At 64.8% G+C, this 17,882-nt stretch carries 22 protein-coding genes; 7 read left to right on the top strand and 15 right to left on the bottom strand.

What is annotated here, in order from left to right:
• Positions 1-3 precede the first annotated feature (3 nt).
• Positions 4-1,437: an NADH-quinone oxidoreductase subunit NuoN gene (nuoN, locus tag FIU89_RS12090; protein ID WP_152492831.1), complete on the top strand. Its 1,434-nt coding sequence runs from the start codon at positions 4-6 to the stop codon at positions 1,435-1,437.
• A 165-nt stretch (positions 1,438-1,602) separates the two neighbouring features.
• Here the strand turns inward: nuoN and FIU89_RS12085 are convergent, their stop codons facing one another.
• From FIU89_RS12085 to phnD, 5 genes are read right to left on the bottom strand one after another with little or no spacing between them, the layout of a single operon-like run.
• Complete coding sequence (locus FIU89_RS12085; protein ID WP_152492830.1) at positions 1,603-2,505, bottom strand: TIGR01459 family HAD-type hydrolase; 903 nt, start codon at positions 2,503-2,505, stop codon at positions 1,603-1,605.
• Positions 2,502-3,311, bottom strand: a complete 810-nt coding sequence (gene phnE, locus FIU89_RS12080; protein ID WP_152492829.1) for a phosphonate ABC transporter, permease protein PhnE — start codon at positions 3,309-3,311, stop codon at positions 2,502-2,504. Before phnE (FIU89_RS12080) ends, FIU89_RS12085 begins: the two co-directional genes overlap by 4 nt.
• On the bottom strand, positions 3,308-4,102 hold the full coding sequence (gene phnE, locus FIU89_RS12075) for a phosphonate ABC transporter, permease protein PhnE (protein WP_152492828.1): 795 nt from the start codon (positions 4,100-4,102) through the stop codon (positions 3,308-3,310). The genes phnE (FIU89_RS12080) and phnE (FIU89_RS12075) overlap by 4 nt, the downstream gene beginning before the upstream one ends.
• Positions 4,099-4,875, bottom strand: coding sequence for a phosphonate ABC transporter ATP-binding protein (gene phnC / locus FIU89_RS12070; protein WP_152492827.1), 777 nt, complete (start codon positions 4,873-4,875; stop codon positions 4,099-4,101). Before phnC ends, phnE (FIU89_RS12075) begins: the two co-directional genes overlap by 4 nt.
• Before the next feature lie 60 nt (positions 4,876-4,935).
• On the bottom strand, positions 4,936-5,913 hold the full coding sequence (phnD, locus tag FIU89_RS12065; protein WP_172978098.1) for a phosphate/phosphite/phosphonate ABC transporter substrate-binding protein: 978 nt from the start codon (positions 5,911-5,913) through the stop codon (positions 4,936-4,938).
• Positions 5,914-6,194: 281 nt separating this feature from the next.
• Between phnD and FIU89_RS12060 the strand changes: the two genes are divergently transcribed.
• Positions 6,195-6,941, top strand: a complete 747-nt coding sequence (locus tag FIU89_RS12060; protein WP_254701659.1) for a phosphatase PAP2 family protein — start codon at positions 6,195-6,197, stop codon at positions 6,939-6,941.
• An 11-nt stretch (positions 6,942-6,952) separates the two neighbouring features.
• On the opposite strand, the gene FIU89_RS12055 is transcribed toward FIU89_RS12060, so the two are convergent.
• The 9 genes from FIU89_RS12055 to FIU89_RS12015 are packed head-to-tail and all read right to left on the bottom strand — an operon-like array spanning position 6,953 to position 13,976.
• Positions 6,953-7,621: an NnrU family protein gene (locus FIU89_RS12055; RefSeq protein WP_152492824.1), complete on the bottom strand. Its 669-nt coding sequence runs from the start codon at positions 7,619-7,621 to the stop codon at positions 6,953-6,955.
• A 1-nt stretch (position 7,622) separates the two neighbouring features.
• Positions 7,623-8,810, bottom strand: a complete 1,188-nt coding sequence (locus FIU89_RS12050) for an NnrS family protein (protein ID WP_152492823.1) — start codon at positions 8,808-8,810, stop codon at positions 7,623-7,625.
• Positions 8,810-9,064, bottom strand: a complete 255-nt coding sequence (locus tag FIU89_RS12045; protein ID WP_152492822.1) for a DUF6522 family protein — start codon at positions 9,062-9,064, stop codon at positions 8,810-8,812. Before FIU89_RS12045 ends, FIU89_RS12050 begins: the two co-directional genes overlap by 1 nt.
• Positions 9,061-9,300: an NnrT protein gene (locus FIU89_RS12040; protein ID WP_152492821.1), complete on the bottom strand. Its 240-nt coding sequence runs from the start codon at positions 9,298-9,300 to the stop codon at positions 9,061-9,063. The genes FIU89_RS12045 and FIU89_RS12040 overlap by 4 nt, the downstream gene beginning before the upstream one ends.
• Complete coding sequence (locus tag FIU89_RS12035) at positions 9,297-9,473, bottom strand: protein NnrT (RefSeq protein ID WP_152492820.1); 177 nt, start codon at positions 9,471-9,473, stop codon at positions 9,297-9,299. Before FIU89_RS12035 ends, FIU89_RS12040 begins: the two co-directional genes overlap by 4 nt.
• 1 nt (position 9,474) lies before the next feature.
• Positions 9,475-11,358 carry a nitric oxide reductase activation protein NorD gene (locus tag FIU89_RS12030; protein ID WP_152492819.1) on the bottom strand — a complete coding sequence of 628 codons (1,884 nt, stop codon included), beginning with the start codon at positions 11,356-11,358 and terminating at the stop codon, positions 9,475-9,477.
• Between the two features lie 5 nt (positions 11,359-11,363).
• On the bottom strand, positions 11,364-12,158 hold the full coding sequence (locus FIU89_RS12025; RefSeq protein WP_152492818.1) for a CbbQ/NirQ/NorQ/GpvN family protein: 795 nt from the start codon (positions 12,156-12,158) through the stop codon (positions 11,364-11,366).
• 3 nt (positions 12,159-12,161) lie between these two features.
• Positions 12,162-13,511, bottom strand: coding sequence for a cbb3-type cytochrome c oxidase subunit I (locus tag FIU89_RS12020; protein ID WP_152492817.1), 1,350 nt, complete (start codon positions 13,509-13,511; stop codon positions 12,162-12,164).
• Positions 13,512-13,523: 12 nt separating this feature from the next.
• On the bottom strand, positions 13,524-13,976 hold the full coding sequence (locus FIU89_RS12015) for a cytochrome c (RefSeq protein ID WP_152492816.1): 453 nt from the start codon (positions 13,974-13,976) through the stop codon (positions 13,524-13,526).
• A 121-nt stretch (positions 13,977-14,097) separates the two neighbouring features.
• Between FIU89_RS12015 and FIU89_RS12010 the strand changes: the two genes are divergently transcribed.
• Positions 14,098-14,310, top strand: coding sequence for a DUF1858 domain-containing protein (locus tag FIU89_RS12010; protein ID WP_152492815.1), 213 nt, complete (start codon positions 14,098-14,100; stop codon positions 14,308-14,310).
• 6 nt (positions 14,311-14,316) lie between these two features.
• On the opposite strand, the gene FIU89_RS12005 is transcribed toward FIU89_RS12010, so the two are convergent.
• On the bottom strand, positions 14,317-15,033 hold the full coding sequence (locus FIU89_RS12005; RefSeq protein ID WP_254701658.1) for a Crp/Fnr family transcriptional regulator: 717 nt from the start codon (positions 15,031-15,033) through the stop codon (positions 14,317-14,319).
• Positions 15,034-15,180: 147 nt separating this feature from the next.
• On the opposite strand from FIU89_RS12005, the gene FIU89_RS12000 reads away from it, so the two are divergent.
• From FIU89_RS12000 to FIU89_RS22830, 4 genes are read left to right on the top strand one after another with little or no spacing between them, the layout of a single operon-like run.
• Positions 15,181-15,612 (top strand): pseudoazurin, encoded by a 432-nt coding sequence (locus FIU89_RS12000; protein WP_152492814.1) that lies wholly within the window; start codon positions 15,181-15,183, stop codon positions 15,610-15,612.
• Between the two features lie 52 nt (positions 15,613-15,664).
• Positions 15,665-16,882: a copper-containing nitrite reductase gene (nirK, locus tag FIU89_RS11995; RefSeq protein WP_152492813.1), complete on the top strand. Its 1,218-nt coding sequence runs from the start codon at positions 15,665-15,667 to the stop codon at positions 16,880-16,882.
• A gap of 17 nt (positions 16,883-16,899) precedes the next feature.
• The gene (locus FIU89_RS11990; RefSeq protein ID WP_152492812.1) at positions 16,900-17,673 is read left to right on the top strand and encodes an SUMF1/EgtB/PvdO family nonheme iron enzyme; all 774 of its coding nucleotides are present in this window, start codon (positions 16,900-16,902) and stop codon (positions 17,671-17,673) included.
• Between the two features lie 19 nt (positions 17,674-17,692).
• On the top strand, positions 17,693-17,818 hold the full coding sequence (locus FIU89_RS22830) for a hypothetical protein (RefSeq protein ID WP_302848992.1): 126 nt from the start codon (positions 17,693-17,695) through the stop codon (positions 17,816-17,818).
• Positions 17,819-17,882 lie beyond the last annotated feature (64 nt).

The following is a 17,882-nucleotide window of genomic DNA, read 5'->3' as shown; positions in this document are numbered from 1 at the left end:
CCCATGCAGGCAGACCTGAATGTAATCCTGCCGGAGATCCTGATCTCGGTATACGCGATGGCGGCGCTTCTGGGCGTGGCCTATACCGGCAAGGACCGCTTTGCGCCGCTGCTGGTGTGGATCACGGCGGCGGTCTTCGTGGTGATGGCGGCCTGGATCGGGTTTTCCGGCGAGGGCACGCGCACGGCCTTTGGCGGCATGTTCAACGATGACGGGTTCGCGCGGTTCGCCAAGGTGGCGGTGCTGCTGTCTGCGGCGGCGGTGCTGCTGATGGGGCAGGACTACATGGCGCGGCGCGACATGCTGCGGTTCGAGTATCCGCTGCTGGTGGCGCTGGCGGCCGTGGGCATGATGATGATGGTCAGCGCGGGCGACCTGATGGCGCTTTACATGGGGCTGGAGTTGCAGTCGCTGGCGCTCTACGTCGTGGCCTCGCTGCGGCGGGACAGCGTGAAGTCGACCGAGGCGGGGCTGAAGTATTTCGTGCTGGGTGCGCTTAGCTCGGGCATTCTGTTGTACGGGGCCTCGCTAGTTTACGGCTATACCGGCACGACGCTGTTTTCCGGGATCATCGCGTCGGCCGAGGGACAGGCGCCCATTGGCCTGTTGATCGGGCTGGTGTTCGTGCTGGCGGGGCTCGCGTTCAAGGTCTCTGCCGTGCCGTTCCACATGTGGACGCCGGATGTCTACGAAGGGTCCCCCACGCCGATCACGGCCTTCTTCGCCACGGCGCCCAAGATGGCGGCGATGGCGCTTTTCGCCCGCGTGGCGCATGATGCGTTCGGCGGCGTGGTGGGCGACTGGCAGCAGGTGATCGCGGTGCTGTCGCTGCTGTCGATGTTCCTGGGCGGGATCGCCGCCATCGGACAGAGGGATATCAAGCGGCTGATGGCCTATTCGTCGATCGCGCATATGGGATACGCCCTGATGGGGCTGGCCGCGGGCACGGCGTTCGGCGTGCAGGCGATGCTGGTCTACATGGCGATCTACGTGACGATGAACGTGGGCACCTTCGCCTTTATCCTGTCGATGGAGCGCGACGGGCGGCCGGTGACGGATATCGCCAGCCTGAACCTTTACAGCCGCGCCCATCCGGGCCGGGCGCTGGCGATGCTGATCCTGATGTTCAGCCTTGCGGGCGTGCCGCCTTTCCTGGGGTTCTTCGGCAAGCTCTACGTGCTGCGGGCCGCGTATGACGGCGGGCTTGCCTGGCTGGCGGTGGCCGGTGTGATCGCCTCGGTGATCGGGGCGTTCTATTACCTGCGCATCGTCTTTTTCATGTATTTCGGCGAAGAGGGCGAACCGCTGGAGGCCGGCAAGTCGCCGGTTCTGTGGGGCTTCCTGATGGTATCGGCGGCGATCATGGTCGTGGGGATGCTGAACATGTTCGGTGTCGAGGCCATGGCGCAGGCGGCGGCGGCGACGCTGGTCGACTGAACCGGATCGCAGCCTGGAAAAAGGGGACGCGCCGATGGCGCGTCGCTTTGTTTTTCGGGCGCCTCCGTCGGGCGTAATTTTCGAACGGTATTACCTAATTACATCGGGAGTCTGAGGCTTGAGGGCGTGTCGCTATCCCTCGTGCTGACCAGGGAAACGTCACTGTCATATCTGATCGACAATGATGTTCGGAACAATGCCGGATCGCGTGATGGCATCGCCTTCGTTTATCCCGACCAGTGACCCGAAGCCGGTTACCAGGGCAGTGCCAAATCCCATGTGCCGTCCGCCCAGAATGTCGGTGTGCAGGGTGTCGCCGACCATGAGGACACGCGATGGCGGGGGCCTCACCGGCAGGCGCGACAGGGCGATGTCGTATATGCTGGCAAAGGGCTTGCCCAGAAAATCGAGACTGCCCAGCCCGAGGTCGGCGAGCCGGTGCGCGTAGTAGCCGGGCTCCAGCGACAGGGTGAGCTCGCGCGGGGCCACGATGTCGGGATTGCCGACGACGACGGGGCGGGGCCGCTTGACCAGCGCGTCTTCCAGAAGGCGCTGGCGGTCTTCCGTCCAGCCGTCCGAGCCGATCAAGAGGACTCCCTCCACGGCGTCGTAAGCATCGGCGTCGTCTTTCAGAAACGTCGTGCGGATGCTGTCGAATTCCTCGGTCCCGTAGGTGTCCGAGAGCATGAGGCCCCAGTGTCTTGGCGGGGCATCGGCAAGATACGCCAACAGAGTGTCACGACTGGTCACGACCTCCTCGGGCGCGAAATCAAACCCGAGACGGGCGTAGCGTTCCACCATCAGGCGTTTGGGATAGCCCGCGGAGTTCGAGACGACCATCACCGTCTTGCCCGCCATACGCAGCGCCGCGATGCGCTCGGCCGCGCCCGGAATGGGCGCCTCGCCCACGTTCAGGACGCCATAGGCATCGAGCAGGATCACGTCATAGGGGTCTGCCACATCCGCAAGCGTCTGCGCACGGACCGGCGTGCCGGAAAACTCCGCCGACGGCAGGCGGTGTCGGATGTCGAGGTAGACTTCGAACGCCTCGGCGGTGCCCCGGATCACAGGATACGGCGGCGCAGGAAGGCCGAGACAACCTCTCCGACGATCACCAGCACCAGGATCGCGATCAGCACGGTTGCGGCCTCGGGCCAGTTGAACGTGTCGATTGCGCCCTGCAGGATGATGCCGATGCCGCCTGCGCCGACAAGTCCCAGCACGGTGGATTCGCGCAGGTTGATGTCCCAGCGCAGGATCGACACGGCCCAGAACGTGGGCATGACCTGCGGTATGATGGCGTAGACGATGACCTTGAACCGCGACGCGCCCGTGGCTTCCAGCGCCTCGACCGGGCGCCTGTCGATCTCTTCGATGGCCTCGCCCAGCAACTTGCCTATGAATCCGATGGAGCGGAACATGATCGCTACGATCCCGGCCAGGACGCCGGGCCCGAAGATCGCCACGAAGAGCAGCGCCCAGATGATGGTGTTGACCGACCGCGACGTGACCAGGATGAGCCGCCCCAGCCAGAGCGTCGCGCGATTGGGGGTCGTGTTCTGCGCGGCGATATAGGCGACCGGCAGCGACATGAAGACGGCTATGATTGTGGCGATGGTTGCGATGTTGACCGTCTCGACCAGGACCCGCAGGATCGTCCAGAGATTGGTCGCGTCGGGCGGATACATGCGCCCGAAAAGGTCGCCCATCTGTTGGGGCGAATCCCAGACCCAGGCCCAGACGACCTCGATCGAGGTCAGCGCCCAGGCGATGGCCGCGGCGCAGACGGCGAAAATGCCGAACCGCCGGGCCTTCTGCCTTGGCGTGTAGCGCGACCAGTCCTCGCGGCCGAACTGCTCGGATATGCTGTTCATCCCACTCGCTTCCTGATGTAGCCCGAGACGCCTTCCGACACGAGGATCACCGCGACGATGACGATGGTGATCGCGAAGGCGAAGTCATAGTCGTAGCGCCCGAAGGCATTGGCGAGGGTTGCGCCGATGCCGCCCGCCCCGACGATGCCCACCACGGCGGAGGCGCGGAGGTTCGAATCCAGCTGGTAGATCGTCAGGCCGATCTGGCGCGGCATGATTTGCGGGAAGATTGCGTAGAACAGGGTCGAGAGATATGGCGCACCGGCGGCGCGGGTCGCCTCGACCTGGCCCATGTCGATTTCCTCGATCCGCTCGGCCAGCAACTTGGCGACGAAACCGATGGAATAGACCACCAGCGTCAGGACCCCTGCAAACGGTCCAAAACCCACGGCCTTGACGAAGATGATGGCGACGATCACCGGGTGGAAACTGCGTGCCACGATGATGATGAAGCGCCCCAGGTAGAAGATGGGCAAAGGGGCCACGTTGCGCGCGGCCATGAAGGCGATCGGGATGGACAGGATGACGCCGCCCGCTGTCGCGAGAATGGCGATCTTGATGCTTTCGAGAAAGCCGTCGATCAGCAATCCGCTGCGTTCGAAGCTTGGGGGGATCGCTCCGCCGAAGATGCGTCCGGCGCGGTCCACGCCTTCGACGACGCGTTGCCAGTCGATGGGGATCGTGGCGATCACCCAGACCACGTAGACCAGCGCCCCGATATAGACGGCCCAGCGAAGCCACCGATTGGCGATGAAGGGGGGGCGGCGCCATGTGTCGGGATGGTTGCTCATTGCGCGACCACCGGATCCGTGCTGCGATCCGCGTGCGGGCTGCCGGAATAGATCTGGTCCATGGCCTCCTGATCCAGCCGGGCCGGGACGTCGTCGAATATGATCCTTCCGTACCGCATCCCGACGATGCGGTCCGTGTATTCCTTGGCCTCGGCCACGTTGTGGATGTTGATCACCACCGGCAGCTTCAACTCGCCCGCGAGGTCACGCAGAAGGCCCATGATCTGTTCGGACGTCTTGGGGTCGAGCGAGGCCGTCGGCTCGTCCGCAAGCAGGATATCGGGATCTTGCATGAGGGCGCGCACGACGCCGACGCGCTGTCGTTCGCCGCCCGAAAGTTGATCGGCGCGCTTGTTTGCGTAATGCGCGATGCCGACCCGATCCATCAATTCGTAGGCGCGGCGAACGTCCGCCTTGGGATAACGCCGCAGGATCGCGGCCCATGTCGGGATATAGCCCAGCCGACCCGACTGGACGTTCTCCATCACCGTCAGCCGGTCCACGAGGTTGAAGCCCTGGAACACCATCCCGATCTTGCGCCGCGCCGCGCGCAGCTTGGCACCCCGGAGATGTGTCAGTTCGGTCCCGTTGAGATTGATACTTCCCGACGTCGGTTCGACCAGCCGGTTGATGCAGCGCAGGAGTGTCGACTTGCCCGCGCCCGACGAGCCGATGATCGACACGACGGTCTGCCCCTCGATCGTCAGATCGAGATCCTTGAGGACCGGGTCACCGCCATCGTAGCGCTTGACCAGGTCGGTAATCTTCAGCATTCGCGTGTTCCTCCGGACAAGGACCGGCACGCGGCGCGCCGGTCCTGTCGATGTGGCGCATTATTCCGCAGCGAGCCCCTGCGGCGTATACTCGACGCCGTTGGCCTTCTGGATCTGGCGGATGACGCGCCATTGATCCTTGTAGGTGATCGGAATGAATTTCGACACGCCGGTGAACTCTTCGCCCAGTGCGGTGCCTTCGAAGTCGAAGCTGAAGAACGCGTCTTCGATGCTCTTCTTCAGCTCGGGCGTCAGGTCATGCGCGTAGGCGTAGGAGGTGGTCGGGAACGGATCGCTTTCCCAGACGATGCGAACGTCCTCGGGATCGTAAAGGCCGCGCTCGGCCATCCGGTCGACCACCTCGGACGCGACGGGTGCGGCGTCATAGTCGCCTGCCACTACGCCCAGCATCGACTGATCGTGGCTGCCGGAATAGGTCACCTGATAGTCCTGGTCCGGGACGACACCGAGGTCGGGGAACAGGGCCCTTGGCGCCTGGTTGCCCGAGTTGGATGTCGGAGAGGTGTGTGCGATGCGCTTGCCGGCCATGTCGGCCACTTCCTTGATGTCGCTGTCGGCCTGCGTGTAGATCTGCAGCTTGTAGCCGAACTGACCGTCATCGGCCCCCATGATCGCGAAGGGAACGGCCCCTGCGAGGTTCACCGCGAAAGGCGTCGGGCCGGTCGAGAAGCCCGCGATATGCAGGCGTCCCGAGCGCATGGCCTCGACCTCGGCAGAGTTCGACTGAACCGCAAAGAACTGCACGTCCTTGCCGGTCTTTTCCTCCAGATGCTCGATGAAGGGCGTCCAGATATCCTCGTAGATCGCCGGGTCCTCCACCGGCGTGTAGGCAAAGATCAGCGTGTCGGGGTCGCGCAGGGCGCCTTCATCCTCGGGCGCGTCGGCAACGAGGTCGCCGTCCGCGTCGGTGTACTGGCTGTCGAGCTGGGCGGTCTCTTCTTCCTGCGCGAACGCCGCGCCGGCGGACAGCGCGATCACGGCAGATAGCGTCGCCCCGTAGGTCAAGATCCTGTTCATCATGTATCCTCCCATTTGGTATTTTGTCTGCAAAGGTTTCCCGGATGCAATTCTGTGAGCACATCACTATTATCGAAAACTTGCAATGTTTGTCTGGGGATGCCGCCTTTGCCGGACCCGCGGGAAATTGCGAGCGGATTGAATTTTCGGTCAGCAGGAATACGGTATTGCGGTCGGCGATGCCGCGTTCCATTTGCCCTTGGTGACGCGACGAAAGACCTGTGAGGAAAGACCTGTGAGGAAAGACCTTTGAGTACATGAAAATCAGCCAGTTCTCAGGATTGCTTCGCCAGGCACGCCACAATGTCGAGATGACCTTTGTCGTCATTCTGAGCGTCATCGTTGCGGCGACCTGGGCGCTGTCCGAACTTGTCGACGAAGTTGTCGAAGGCGCGACCAGCGATATCGACCGCGACATCCTGCTGATGTTGCGGAGCACCGACGATCTTTCGGATCCGATTGGCCCCTGGTGGCTCGAAGAGATGGGGCGCGATTTCACCGCGTTGGGGGGAGTCGCGGCACTGACGCTCATGACGCTGGTCGTGTCGGTCTTTTTCCTGCTGCTGAGGCGATGGACGACGACGATCTATATCCTGGTCTCCGTGGGTGGTGGCATTCTGATCAGCAGTTTTGCGAAGGAATTCTTCGACCGCTCACGGCCCGACCTCGTGCCGCACGGGTCGCTCGTGCATAGTGCCAGTTTCCCCTCGGGCCATTCGATGATGGCGGCGGTCGCATACCTGACGATGGGGGTTCTGATCGCCCGCGTGCAGCCGCGTTTCCATCTCAAGGTTTATGTCATGAGCGTCGCGGTCCTGCTGACGGTACTGGTCGGCGTCAGCCGGGTCTATCTGGGTGTGCACTGGCCGACCGACGTTGCCGCTGGCTGGCTGGCGGGTGGGGCCTGGGCAATGGTCTGCCTGATCTTTGCACGCAACCTTTCGGATGGTGGACATCCGACGCGGCATCCGGTCGGCGGCGCGCCGGCCAGCACGGATGCGCGGTTGGACATGTCGCCCGACGAGTGACCGTGACAGCGTCAGAGTGCGGACACGCCGATCACGTGCGGATGGGCCAGCAATAGCGCGGCGAAGGCCGCAAGGCCCGCGAGCAGCCGGATGAACAGGCCGGGCCAGGAGTGCGGCGCATGAAGCAGTGGCCCGGCCTTGCGTGCGGTGTCCAGCCTGGCCCAGAGGGATGTTCCGAGCACCCGTCGTTTGCGCCGGTCGAGCACGGCGCGACCGGCGAGAGCGAAGCCGCCCAGCATGCCGAACAGAATAACATGCGCAAGGTCTCCGTTGGGCAGAAGGTGGACACCAGCCCACAGCGCCAGCGCCAGCAGGACAGGGTGCCGTGTCCAGCCTACGATGCCGGGACGGGATGCGTCGAAACACGCGTTCCGCGCGCCGCCGAAGGAAAATGGATTCGGTCGCCCGATGCTCAGTGCGAGGACGAGGCAGACAGACAGCATCCCCAGATGTGCGGCATGGCGGTGCCATTCCATCTGCGGCCAGAGCTGAACGTAGGGTGCCTCGCCGGCGGACCAGATCAGCAGCGCCAGCATCCCGGTCGAAAGGGCGGAGTAGGCCATCCCGAAGCCGCGCGTGCCGATTTTCCCCGCAATCCGGGACTTGATTGCGGGGCGCACGGGGATCGAGTGCGTCAGGAAGAAGGCCGCGAAGACGGCCGCAAATCCGATCCATCCCATGTTACTTCTCCGGTTTCGGGCGCAGGAGCGACGGGCCGTAGCCGATTGCGAACCCCACGAAGGCCGCCAGCCAGAGCGCCCCTGACACATGCATGAGTCCCAGATGGATCGAGGCGCCGAACCGGGCGAGGACCGAGCCGAAGTGACAGAGATAGATCGCAACGGTCGCCCGGTTCGCGGTGAGGCTCTGCCCGGTGTGGCCCAGGCTGGCGCGGGTCATCACGGCGAGGGTCATCGCGCCGATGGCCCCGGCCATCCAGAGGTGCTGCGCACCGGCGGTGCCCGGATGGCCCAGGATCTGGTCGAGCCCGAGCGCGAAGGCACCCAGCGGGATGAACAGGTAGGCGGCGTGCAGCACCCACAAGAGGGGTTCGCGCAGGGTATGATGTGGCTGCCAGCGGGCCTGCCGGGCAAGGTGCAGCCCGCCTAGAACGATCAGCGCCGCGCCGGTTTGTGTTGCGAACGGCCGGACGACCCAATGCGTCAGGATCACCATGCTGGCCAGCAGTACGATCTTGTCGAAGCGTTGCATCGGCGGGGCGGGCCGCGCCGGATCGTCGTGCTGCGCCAGCCAGTTGCGGGTGAAGGACGGGATGATCCGCCCGCCGATCACGGCGATCATCATGATGCCGGTCGCAAGGCCGAGGCGCAGGCCGAAGCCTTGGGCTGCGTAAGCCCCCGTAAGGGCCTCGATATGGAAAATCCCGTTGGCCAGCGTGAAGACGGCCAGAAGGCCCAGCACGACCAGGTTGCGCCAGTTTCGGCCCGCCACGATCTCGCGCAGGATCAGGCCGCCCAGCACCAGCGGAAAGGCCAGGTCGATGACCGGCGCGACTGCCGAGGGCAGGTGGCCCGAGACCAGCACCGCCACACGCCCTGCAGCCCAGAGCGCGAAGAGCGCCGCCAACCGCCAGCCCACCATCGGCAAGCGGCCGGTCCAGTTGGGCACTGCCGTCAGCAGGAAGCCTGCCAGGACTGCGCCGAGATAGCCGAACAGAAATTCATGCGCATGCCACGACACCGGGTCGAAGCGCGTCGGCAGCGTGATCGTCCCCGAGAGGGCGGGCAGCCACAAGAGCATCGCCAGCGCGACCCAAAGCGCCCCGAACAGGAAGAAGGGCCGGAAGCCGAAGCTGAAGAGCGCCGGCCCCTGCCACGCCCGCATCTGTTCTGCCGATGTCTTTGCCATCATCGCTGTCCCGTTCTGGTGCGCAGGGTCTTGAGCACCGTTCCGTCCTCGGAACAGGTCAGGCGCACGCGCATGTCATCGTGAAAAAAACTGAGCCGCATCTTCCCGGCGTCGTCGTCCGCGCCGGTTTCCAGCCGGGTCGTGATCCGGCCGCCGCGCATCCTGTCGCGCACCTCGTCCGGGGTCAGGTCCAGCAGCCCGGCGAGGTCGGCCGCGTCGATCACGGGCTCGCCGGTCTGCATGTCGATCTTCATGACGCCTCCTTTCCTTCCGCGACATCCATCAGGTGACGGATATGCCGCGCGAAATACCACGTCGCGGGCGCCCCGATACCACAGCCCAGTCCCAGCGACCACGCCGTCGAGGCGACCGGCGCACCGAGCCAGCTGAAGATCAGCGAGGCGAAGAAGACGTTGACCGCCGCCGCGCCCGCGCCGAACGGGTAGAGCGCCAGCGCGATGCGCCGGGTGGACCACCCCTGCCGGGTCATCTGCGCGACACCAGTCTGTGCACCGCGATCATCGATGCGAGGAGCGCGATGCAGGCCATCGCGTACCAGAACTCGGCGGTGGCCGACTGGGCTTGCGGGATGGGCCGGTCGAAGCTCTCGGCAATCGCGGGCGAAGCGAAGAGCGTGGCGAAGGGAAGGATCAGTCTGCGCATGTCAGGTCTCCTGCGTCAGGGTGCGGTAGATGTCGGGCAGGGCCCGGGTCAGGCGTTCGGGATCGGGCAACAGGGTAAAGCCGCCGCGCCCGAAGATACGGGCGAACCAATCCTGGCCGTCCTCGTCGATGATGATGCCATGGAGGCTTTGCCCGGCATTGCGGGCCTCGCGCACGGCCATGTGGCTGTCCTCGATGCCGTGTTGCCCCTCGTAATGGTCAAGGTCGTTGGGCTTGCCGTCGGTCAGCACGATCAGCAGCTTGCGGGCGCTTGGCTGGTCGGCCAGTTGGGCGCTGACATGGCGGATCGCGACGCCGAGGCGGGTGTAGTGGCCGGGGCTGAGCGAGCCGATATTAGCGGTGACGTCCGGCGACATGGGGGCGTCAAAATCCTTGCAGCGTGTCAGGAAGACGCGGTCGCGGCGCAGGGACGAGAACCCCCAGATGCCCAGGCGGTCGCCCGCCGCGTCGATGCCCCCGGCAAGTGCCGCCATCGCCTCGCGCGCAACATCGATCACCGAGGTGTCGCCGATGGCGGCCTCGGTCGAGCGGGAGGTGTCGATCAGGAATGCCACGGAGAGGTCCCGCTCGGTCTGGCGGGCAGATTGCCAGATGCGGTCCGAGCCGCGCCCGGTGGCGGCCAGGTCGGCGCGGGCGGTCAGCAGGGCGTCGAGGTCAAGTTCGGAGCCGTCCACCTGGCGCGGTTGCAGGATCCGGCGCGGGCGCAGCGCCTCGAACTGGCGGCGGACCTCGCGCATGCGGCGGGCATCGGGCACGAATGGCGCACCGCCGGGGCGGGCGGGCGCGTCGAGCACACGGCAATGGCCGGGCATGTAGCTGCGGCTGCGGTGGTTCCATTCGGCATAGGTGTATTCCCCGGCCAGCGCCTCGTGGTCGGCATCGGCTGGCGACAGATCGAGATGCAGGCGCAGGCGGGTCGCGGCCTTTCGATCCTGTTTCGACAGGGTGATCCGGTCCTGGTCGTCGGCGGCCTTCTGGGCGTTCTCGTCGTCGTCATCGTCGACGCTGCGGTTGATATTCATCGACTCGACCCATGACAGAATCGACTCGAAACGGTGGATGATGAAGCTGTCCTTGCGGTTCTGCTGATCCTGGTCCTTGCGCTCTCCCGGTTTGCGGGAGGTATGGGCGGCGTCTGGCGGGGGTGCTGCCGGATCGGCCTCTTCGTCGCCCGCCGGGGCGCCGGAGCCGGGGTCGGCGAAACGCAGCCAGATCGGCACGGGTGCCGCGGGCATGTAGCCGCGCGGGGCCGGGGTGGGCGCAAGCGCCGGTCTCGCCCCGAAAAGCTGATCGAGAATGGCGGCTTCCATGGCCGCCTCCTGCGCCGGGCGGAGGACGTTCGGACGTGTCTCGGCGCAGAACAAGGCCATCTGCGCATAGCTTTGCCGCAGGCCGGGGCAGGTGGCATAGGCCGCGTCAGCCGCCGCAATGTTGGCCCGGATCTGGGCGCAGTCGAGGGCGGGGCCGCCTGCGGCGAAGTCGAAGGCGCCGATGTCGGAGCAGGCCGCCAGTGCAGTCAGCCAGAAATAGGCCGCACGGTTGAGGGCGGGGTCCGGAAAGGCGGCGATGAAGGGCGGCAGGGCCAGCCGCTCGCCGTCGAACCGGGCGACCCATTCGTGATCGCGCTCGGCCCCCAGCTTGCGCCGCAGGGGTCGACGGTGGCGCACCAGCGACGCGGCGACCTCGGACAGTTCGACCCCCGGCGCGCCGCCCAGCGAGCGGAACAGAACGGCAAGGCTGGGCCGGACCGAGGCGAGCGTGACGCTCGCCTGCGGGTAGCTGACCTCGGCCCCGATCCGGCTGGCCATGTCATGCCAGAGGTTGCCGACGGTCTCTTCCGGTTCCATGAGATCGAGAAGGTGCATCGCGCTTACCCGTAGATTGTCTCGACGAGGTCGCGCAGCGCCTGCTGCACGTCCGGCTCGTCGCTGAGGGGCTCGATAACAGCGGCCTCGAGCGCCTGAACGACTCCCATGCCGCCTGCCATGAGCGTCGCGGCATAGATCAGCAGGCGGGTCGAAACGCCTTCCTCCAGGTCCATGCCCGAGAGCCGCCTTATATGCCCGGCGAGCCGCACCAGCGGTGCGACGCGTCCCGGCTCCAGCCGGCTTTCGGCGGCGACGACGGCGATCTCGGTTTCCGGATCGGGAAAGTCGAAGGAGATCGACAGGAAGCGCTGCCGGGTGGAGGGTTTCAACCGTTTGAGCACGTTCTGATAGCCCGGGTTGTAGGAGGCCAACAGCATGAAGCCCGCAGGCGCCACCAGTTCCTCGCCGGTGCGGTCGATCATCAGGGTGCGGCGGGTGTCGGTCAGCGGGTGCAGGACCACGGTGACGTCCTTGCGCGCCTCGACGACCTCGTCAAGGTAACAGATCCCGCCCTCGCGCACGGCGCGGGTCAGGGGGCCGTCGACCCAGACCGTTTCACCACCCTTGAGCAGGTAGCGCCCGATCAGGTCTGCCGCCGAGAGGTCGTCATGGCAGGCCACGGTGTAGAGCGGCTTGCCCAGACGCGCCGCCATATGCTCGACGAAGCGGGTCTTGCCGCAGCCGGTCGGCCCCTTCAGAAGAAGGGGCAAACCGTTGTCATGGGCCGTCTCGAACAGGTCGCATTCGCGGCCCGTGGGCTGATAGAACGGCAGGGTAGGTTTGTTTTCCATGTTCATCGCTCATTCTCCCGGAACAGGGTTGGCGGGGCCGGGGGTGATGACCTCTTTCCGGCGCACGACCAGCATCGAGTAGATGAAGAGAAGCGCGCCGATCACCACGGCCGCCCCGGCGCCGAAGCGCATCAGGTAGAAGACCGACAGGCTGTCCTGCACGTCCATGTAATAGTCGCCCACGACGCGCTGCATATGCGTCTGGATGGTGCCCGCGAAGGTCAGCACGAAGGTCATGAAGGCCATCCCCCCGGTCATCAGCCAGAAGCTGGCCATGTTGAGCACCTGGTTGTAGGGCTCGCGCTGGCGCAGCATCGGCATGGCATAGCTGAAGAACGCCAGGTTGAGGGCCACGTAGGCGCCGTAGAACGCAAGGTGGCCGTGCGCCGCGGTGATCTGCGTGCCGTGGCTGTAGAAATTCACCCCGTGCAACGTGTGCAGGAAGCCCCAGACACCCGCGCCGAAGAACGCGACGGTGGAGGACCCCAGCGACCACAGAAGGGCAGCCTTGTTCGGGTGGTTCTTGCGGCCTTTCCAGACCATGACGAAGGCGAACGACATCATCAGGAAGAACGGGATCACCTCGAAGGTCGAGAAGATCGAGCCGACCCACTGCCAGTAGCCGGGCAGGCCGATCCAGTAGAAGTGGTGCCCGGTGCCGAGGATGCCCGAGAAGAGTGCGGTGGCGACGATGACGTAGAGCCATTTCTCCACCACCTCACGGTCAACGCCGGTCAGTTTCAGCAGCAGGAAGGCCAGGATCGCGGCCATCACCAGTTCCCAGGTCGCTTCGACCCAGAGGTGGACGACGAACCACCAGTACATCTTGTCGAGGCTCAGGTTGTCGGGGTTGATGAAGGCGAAGATCCACAGAAGCGACAGGAGCCACAGACCCATGAGCAGCACGTTGGTGATGGCCGTCCTCTTGCCGGACAGCACGGTCATCGAGATGTTCACCAGGAAGATTACCGCGGCGACAAAAATGCCGAACTTGACCCAGAGGGGCTGTTCGAGGAATTCGCGCCCGCCATGAATGCCGACGAGGTAGGAGCCCACCGCACCCAGCGTGCCCACGAGCAGGATGATGAGTTGCAGATAGGCCAGTTTCGGCGACCAGATCTCGCGTTCCGATTCTTCGGGCACGAGGAAATAGGCCGCACCGAAGAAGCCCAGCAGAAGCCAGACGATCAGCGCGTTGGTGTGGATCATCCGGATCACGTTGAAGGGCAGCAGTTCGGACAGGAAATTGGGCGAGACGTAGATCCAGCCCGCCAAAAGCCCGCCCGCCACCTGGATTCCGAAAAGGGCCAGCGAGGCGAGGATGTACCAGTACGCCACTTTCTGAGATTCGTATTTCATGGGTTCGCCTCCTTATCCGGCGTCGTTGGGCGGCCAGCCCTGGGTGTCTGTCTGATCGGTCCAGCGCAGGAATTCCGACAGGCCGCGAAGGTCCTCGTCGGTCAGTTCGTAGCGTGGCATCTGGCGGCGTCCTTCGATGCCGCTGGGTTGGCTTTCGATCCAGCCCTTGAGCATCTCGAAGGCGTCGTCGGGACTGTCCAGCACGCCCCAGCGGGTCATGACGTTGCCAAGCTCGGGTGCGAAATAGGCCCCTTCGCCGTGCAGGCTGTGACAGTTGATGCAGGAATGCTCCTCCCACACATGTTTGCCGTGGCGCACCTCTTGGGTGAGAGGCATTCCGGCGGTCGAGGTCTGCACCACATAGCGGTGCGAGTGGACGGTCATCGCCACGAAGACCGCGACGAAAAAGATCGAGCCCCCATAGAAGATGTTTCGCGCCCGGGATTTCGTGAGAATTTCAGCCATGTTCGGGCCTCCTTGAAAGCGGGATGCCCATTCGTAGCCGCGCCTCCGGGGCCGAAGTTTGTGCCAGCGCAAAGTTCGGCGCGATTGGCCGGGTAGGCTGAGAGGGGAAAGGAGAAAGCCCATGGCCCGCGCCCGCCTGGACGACCCCGATCTGCCCTTGGCCGACCTGATGACGGCGTGGCCGCAGACGATCCCGGTCTTCGTGCGACACGGGATGCTGTGCGTCGGGTGCCTTGTCAGCCCGTTTCACACCGTGACCGACGCCTGTGCCGAGTATCACCTGGACGAGGAGGACTTCCTGGCGGAACTCAGGCAGGCGGCAGAGCGGAGTTGACCGCGGTTATTTCTGGCTGAGAACCACCAGCGCATGCGGATCGCGCACGACAATGCGCTTGCGGCGGCTTTCGACCAATCCCTGCTTTTCCCAGCCGCTGAGCAGGCGGCTGACGGTGTGCAGGGTGGTCGCGGTCAGTTCGGACAGGTCCTGTCGCGTGATCGGGAAATCGATCTCGATCCCGTTTTCCACCTTGCGGCCCGTCTGGTTGACCAGACGCAGCAGCGCGTTGGCGACCCGCTGTTCGACCTGCTGGGTGGCCATTTCCACGATCTTGTTCTGAACTTCGCCGAGCCGCTGGCCCAGTGTCTTGTAGGTTTCGGTGGCAAAGCCGTCGTAGTCCGCGACGAAGCTGTCCCACAGGTGCATCGGCCAACTGAGCGCAAGCGATTCCGACGCGGTCATCGCCGTCGCCGGATAGGTATCGCGTCCGATGGCGCTGGCGATGCCGATCAGTTGGCCCGGCGGGATGTGCAGGGCGGTGACCTGTTCGCCGGTGGGCGTGATGCGCACGACCCGGACATAACCGTCGAGCAGCATGAAGAAACGCTCCGCAGGGTGCCCTTCCTGAAAGATCGCCACGCCCTCGTCGTAGCGCCGTGACGATGCCTGATCCAGGACCGTACGGATCTGCCGTTTCTCGAGTCGCGAGAACGGCGGCAGGTGCGTCAGCAGGCTCTCGTCGAGTCGCGGCAGTGTCTTGCGCGAAGGGGAAGGCTCCATGCCCGGGGTTCTGCCACATTCCGGGGCGTCGGACCAACACGCATTTTCCACGTCAACGCGCAGAAGTTTGTGCCAGAGCAAAAAGCGCTCGGCGGGGACGCGGTATGTTTCAGTCAACCGAAACAGAGATCCGAAAGGAAGAGACCGATGATCCGCACACTGGCAACCGGCCTGGCACTCGCGGCCCTGATGGGGGGCGCTGCCTTCGCCGAAACGTTCGAAGTCAAGATGCTGAACAAGGGCGCGGATGGCGAGCGCATGGTTTTCGAGCCGGCCTTCGTGCAGGCCGCGCCCGGCGACACGATCAAGTTCGTCGCCGCCGACAAGGGCCACAACGCCGAGACCGCGAAGGACATGATCCCGGACGGCGCCGAGGGCTTCAAGGGCAAGATCAACGAGGAGATCGAGGTCACGTTGGACACCGAGGGTGTCTATGCCGTGATCTGCAAGCCGCACTACGCCATGGGCATGGTGATGACCATCGCCGTTGGCGATGTCGAGGCGCCCGAGGGCTTCCTTGAGGGGCGCGTGCCGAAGAAGGCCAAGGCCCGTTTCGAAGAGCAACTGAGCAACATGTGATGCAGCGGTGCGCGCGGGGTTGTCCGCCGCACCCATTTCCCAGGAGGATAGAATGACCAAGTTCATCAACCCAGGCCTGACAAAAACCAGTCGCCGCAACGTGCTGCGCGGATCGATCCTGGCCGGCGCCGCCGCCATGACCGGCGCCAGCGCAATGGCGGCCCGCCGCCCGCAGCAACCGTTGAAGGCCGATGCGGTATCGCGCAACCTTCACAAGGCGGCCGCAGACGGTGCGTCTGCCAGCACCGCGAAACCGGCCGACCTGTCAGGCTATACCCGCGTCAAGCAGGAGCTTGTGGCGCCGCCTTTCGCGCCGGAACACGAACAGGTCGCCACCGGCGGACCCAAGATCATCGAGATCACCATGGTCACCGAAGAGCGCCTGATGGTTGTCGACGAAGACACCGGGGCCAGCGTCTGGGCCTTGACCTATAACGGCTCGGTGCCCGGCCCGCTGATCATCTGCCACGAGGGCGACATGGTCGAATTGACCCTGCGCAACCCCGCGGATTCGATGATGGAGCACAATATCGACTTCCACGCCTCCACGGGTGCGCTGGGCGGCGGTGGCCTGACCCATGTCTATCCCGGCGAGGAATGCGTGCTGCGCTGGAAGGCGACCAAACCGGGATGCTTTACCTATCACTGCGCCCCGGGTGGCGCGATGATCCCGTATCACGTCGCGCATGGCATGAACGGCGCCATCATGGTGCTGCCGCGAGACGGGCTGAAGGATGGGCAGGGCAATCCGCTGCGCTATGACAGCATCGCCTATATCGGCGAGCAGGATTATTACCTACCGATGGACGAGAACGGCGATTACAAGAGCTATGACGCCGCCGGGGATGACTATGCCGACAGCCTCGAGGCGATGCGCACGCTCGTGCCCACGCACCAGGTGTTCAACGGCGCGGTCGGTGCGCTGACCGGCGAACACGCGCTGAAGGCGAAGGTCGGGGAGACGGTCCTGATGGTGCACAACTCGTGCAACGTGGACAGCCGTCCGCACCTGATCGGCGGGCATGGCAACTATGTCTGGGAAAGCTCGTTCACCGATCCGCCGCTCACGGGCATGGAGACGTGGTTCGTCCGTGGCGGCAGTGCGGCGGCGGCGATGTACACGTTCGAGCAGCCGGGCGTCTATGCCTACGTGAACCACAACCTGATCATCGGCGCCATGCTGGGCGGGACCGCGCACTTCGTCGTCGAGGGGGCGTGGGACAACACCCTGATGGAACAGGTCGTGGAGCCGCGACCGTTCGAAAGCTGAGCGAAAGGAGCGGGAACATGACCGCCGCGATGACATGCAAGCCCGGCCTGAAGGTGTCCCTTCTTCTGGTTGCGCTGCTGATCATCGCGGCGGTTCTTTTCGGCACCGCGCTGACCCGGCGCGGTGCCGGATACGATCCGGCGCTGCTGCCGGAAATGGCGGCAACCCCCGTCACGCTGTCTACCGGAGCAAAGCTCTACGTCCAGAAGTACGAGGTCAGCGTGGCCGAATGGAACATTTGCCACGATCAGGGCGCCTGCGCCCTGCATCTGCGGGTCCGGCCGGACCAGGACGCCAGGCTGACGCCCGCGACGGGCCTGAGCTATGTCGATGTCGGTGAATATCTTGAGTGGATCAATAACGCGACAGGCGTGACTTTCCGACTGCCCACCGCAGGCGAGTGGACCGAGATGGCGGCATCCGTTCTGCCGGATGAAGCCGATCCGATCTTCACCGATCCTTCGCTCACATGGGCCTCGACCTACTTGGTCGAAGGCTTGGCGCCGCGTGCGCTGAAGCCGCGGGGGAGTTTTTCGACCTCTCCCGAGGGTGTTGCCGATCTTGACGGAAGCGTATGGGAGTGGACGCAGGAATGTTTCTCGGGCGCATCGGGCGACGCCGATCCATCACGCTGTCCTGCGTTCTACGTCGGCGGCGAACATGTCACCGCGATGTCCTACCTTATCCGCGACCCGGCCCGCGGCGGATGCGCCGTGGGATCGCCGCCGGCCCATCTGGGGATGCGCCTGGTCAGCGACACGGAGATCGGGACGCCTCATCGGGGCAGCTGAGATCCATGCAGGCTGGCCGATGACAGAGGCCGACGGGCTTTGTCGGGCATTGCTGACATCAGTTCCCGCCTGGGTGCTCATCCGCGAGGAGCGCGATTTCGACGTGATCGCCCCGATCCTCGAGCAGGTTCGCGCAGTCCGATGAAGGAACGGCCGGACTGACGGGGCGACAGCAGAACGGCCCGCCGGGAGGGGGCGGGCCGTTGCGC

The organism is Roseovarius sp. THAF27 (assembly GCF_009363655.1).
Lineage (GTDB): Bacteria > Pseudomonadota > Alphaproteobacteria > Rhodobacterales > Rhodobacteraceae > Roseovarius.
The sequence above is the reverse complement of the archived record's forward strand: the minus strand, read 5'-3'. Positions and strand labels throughout refer to the sequence as shown.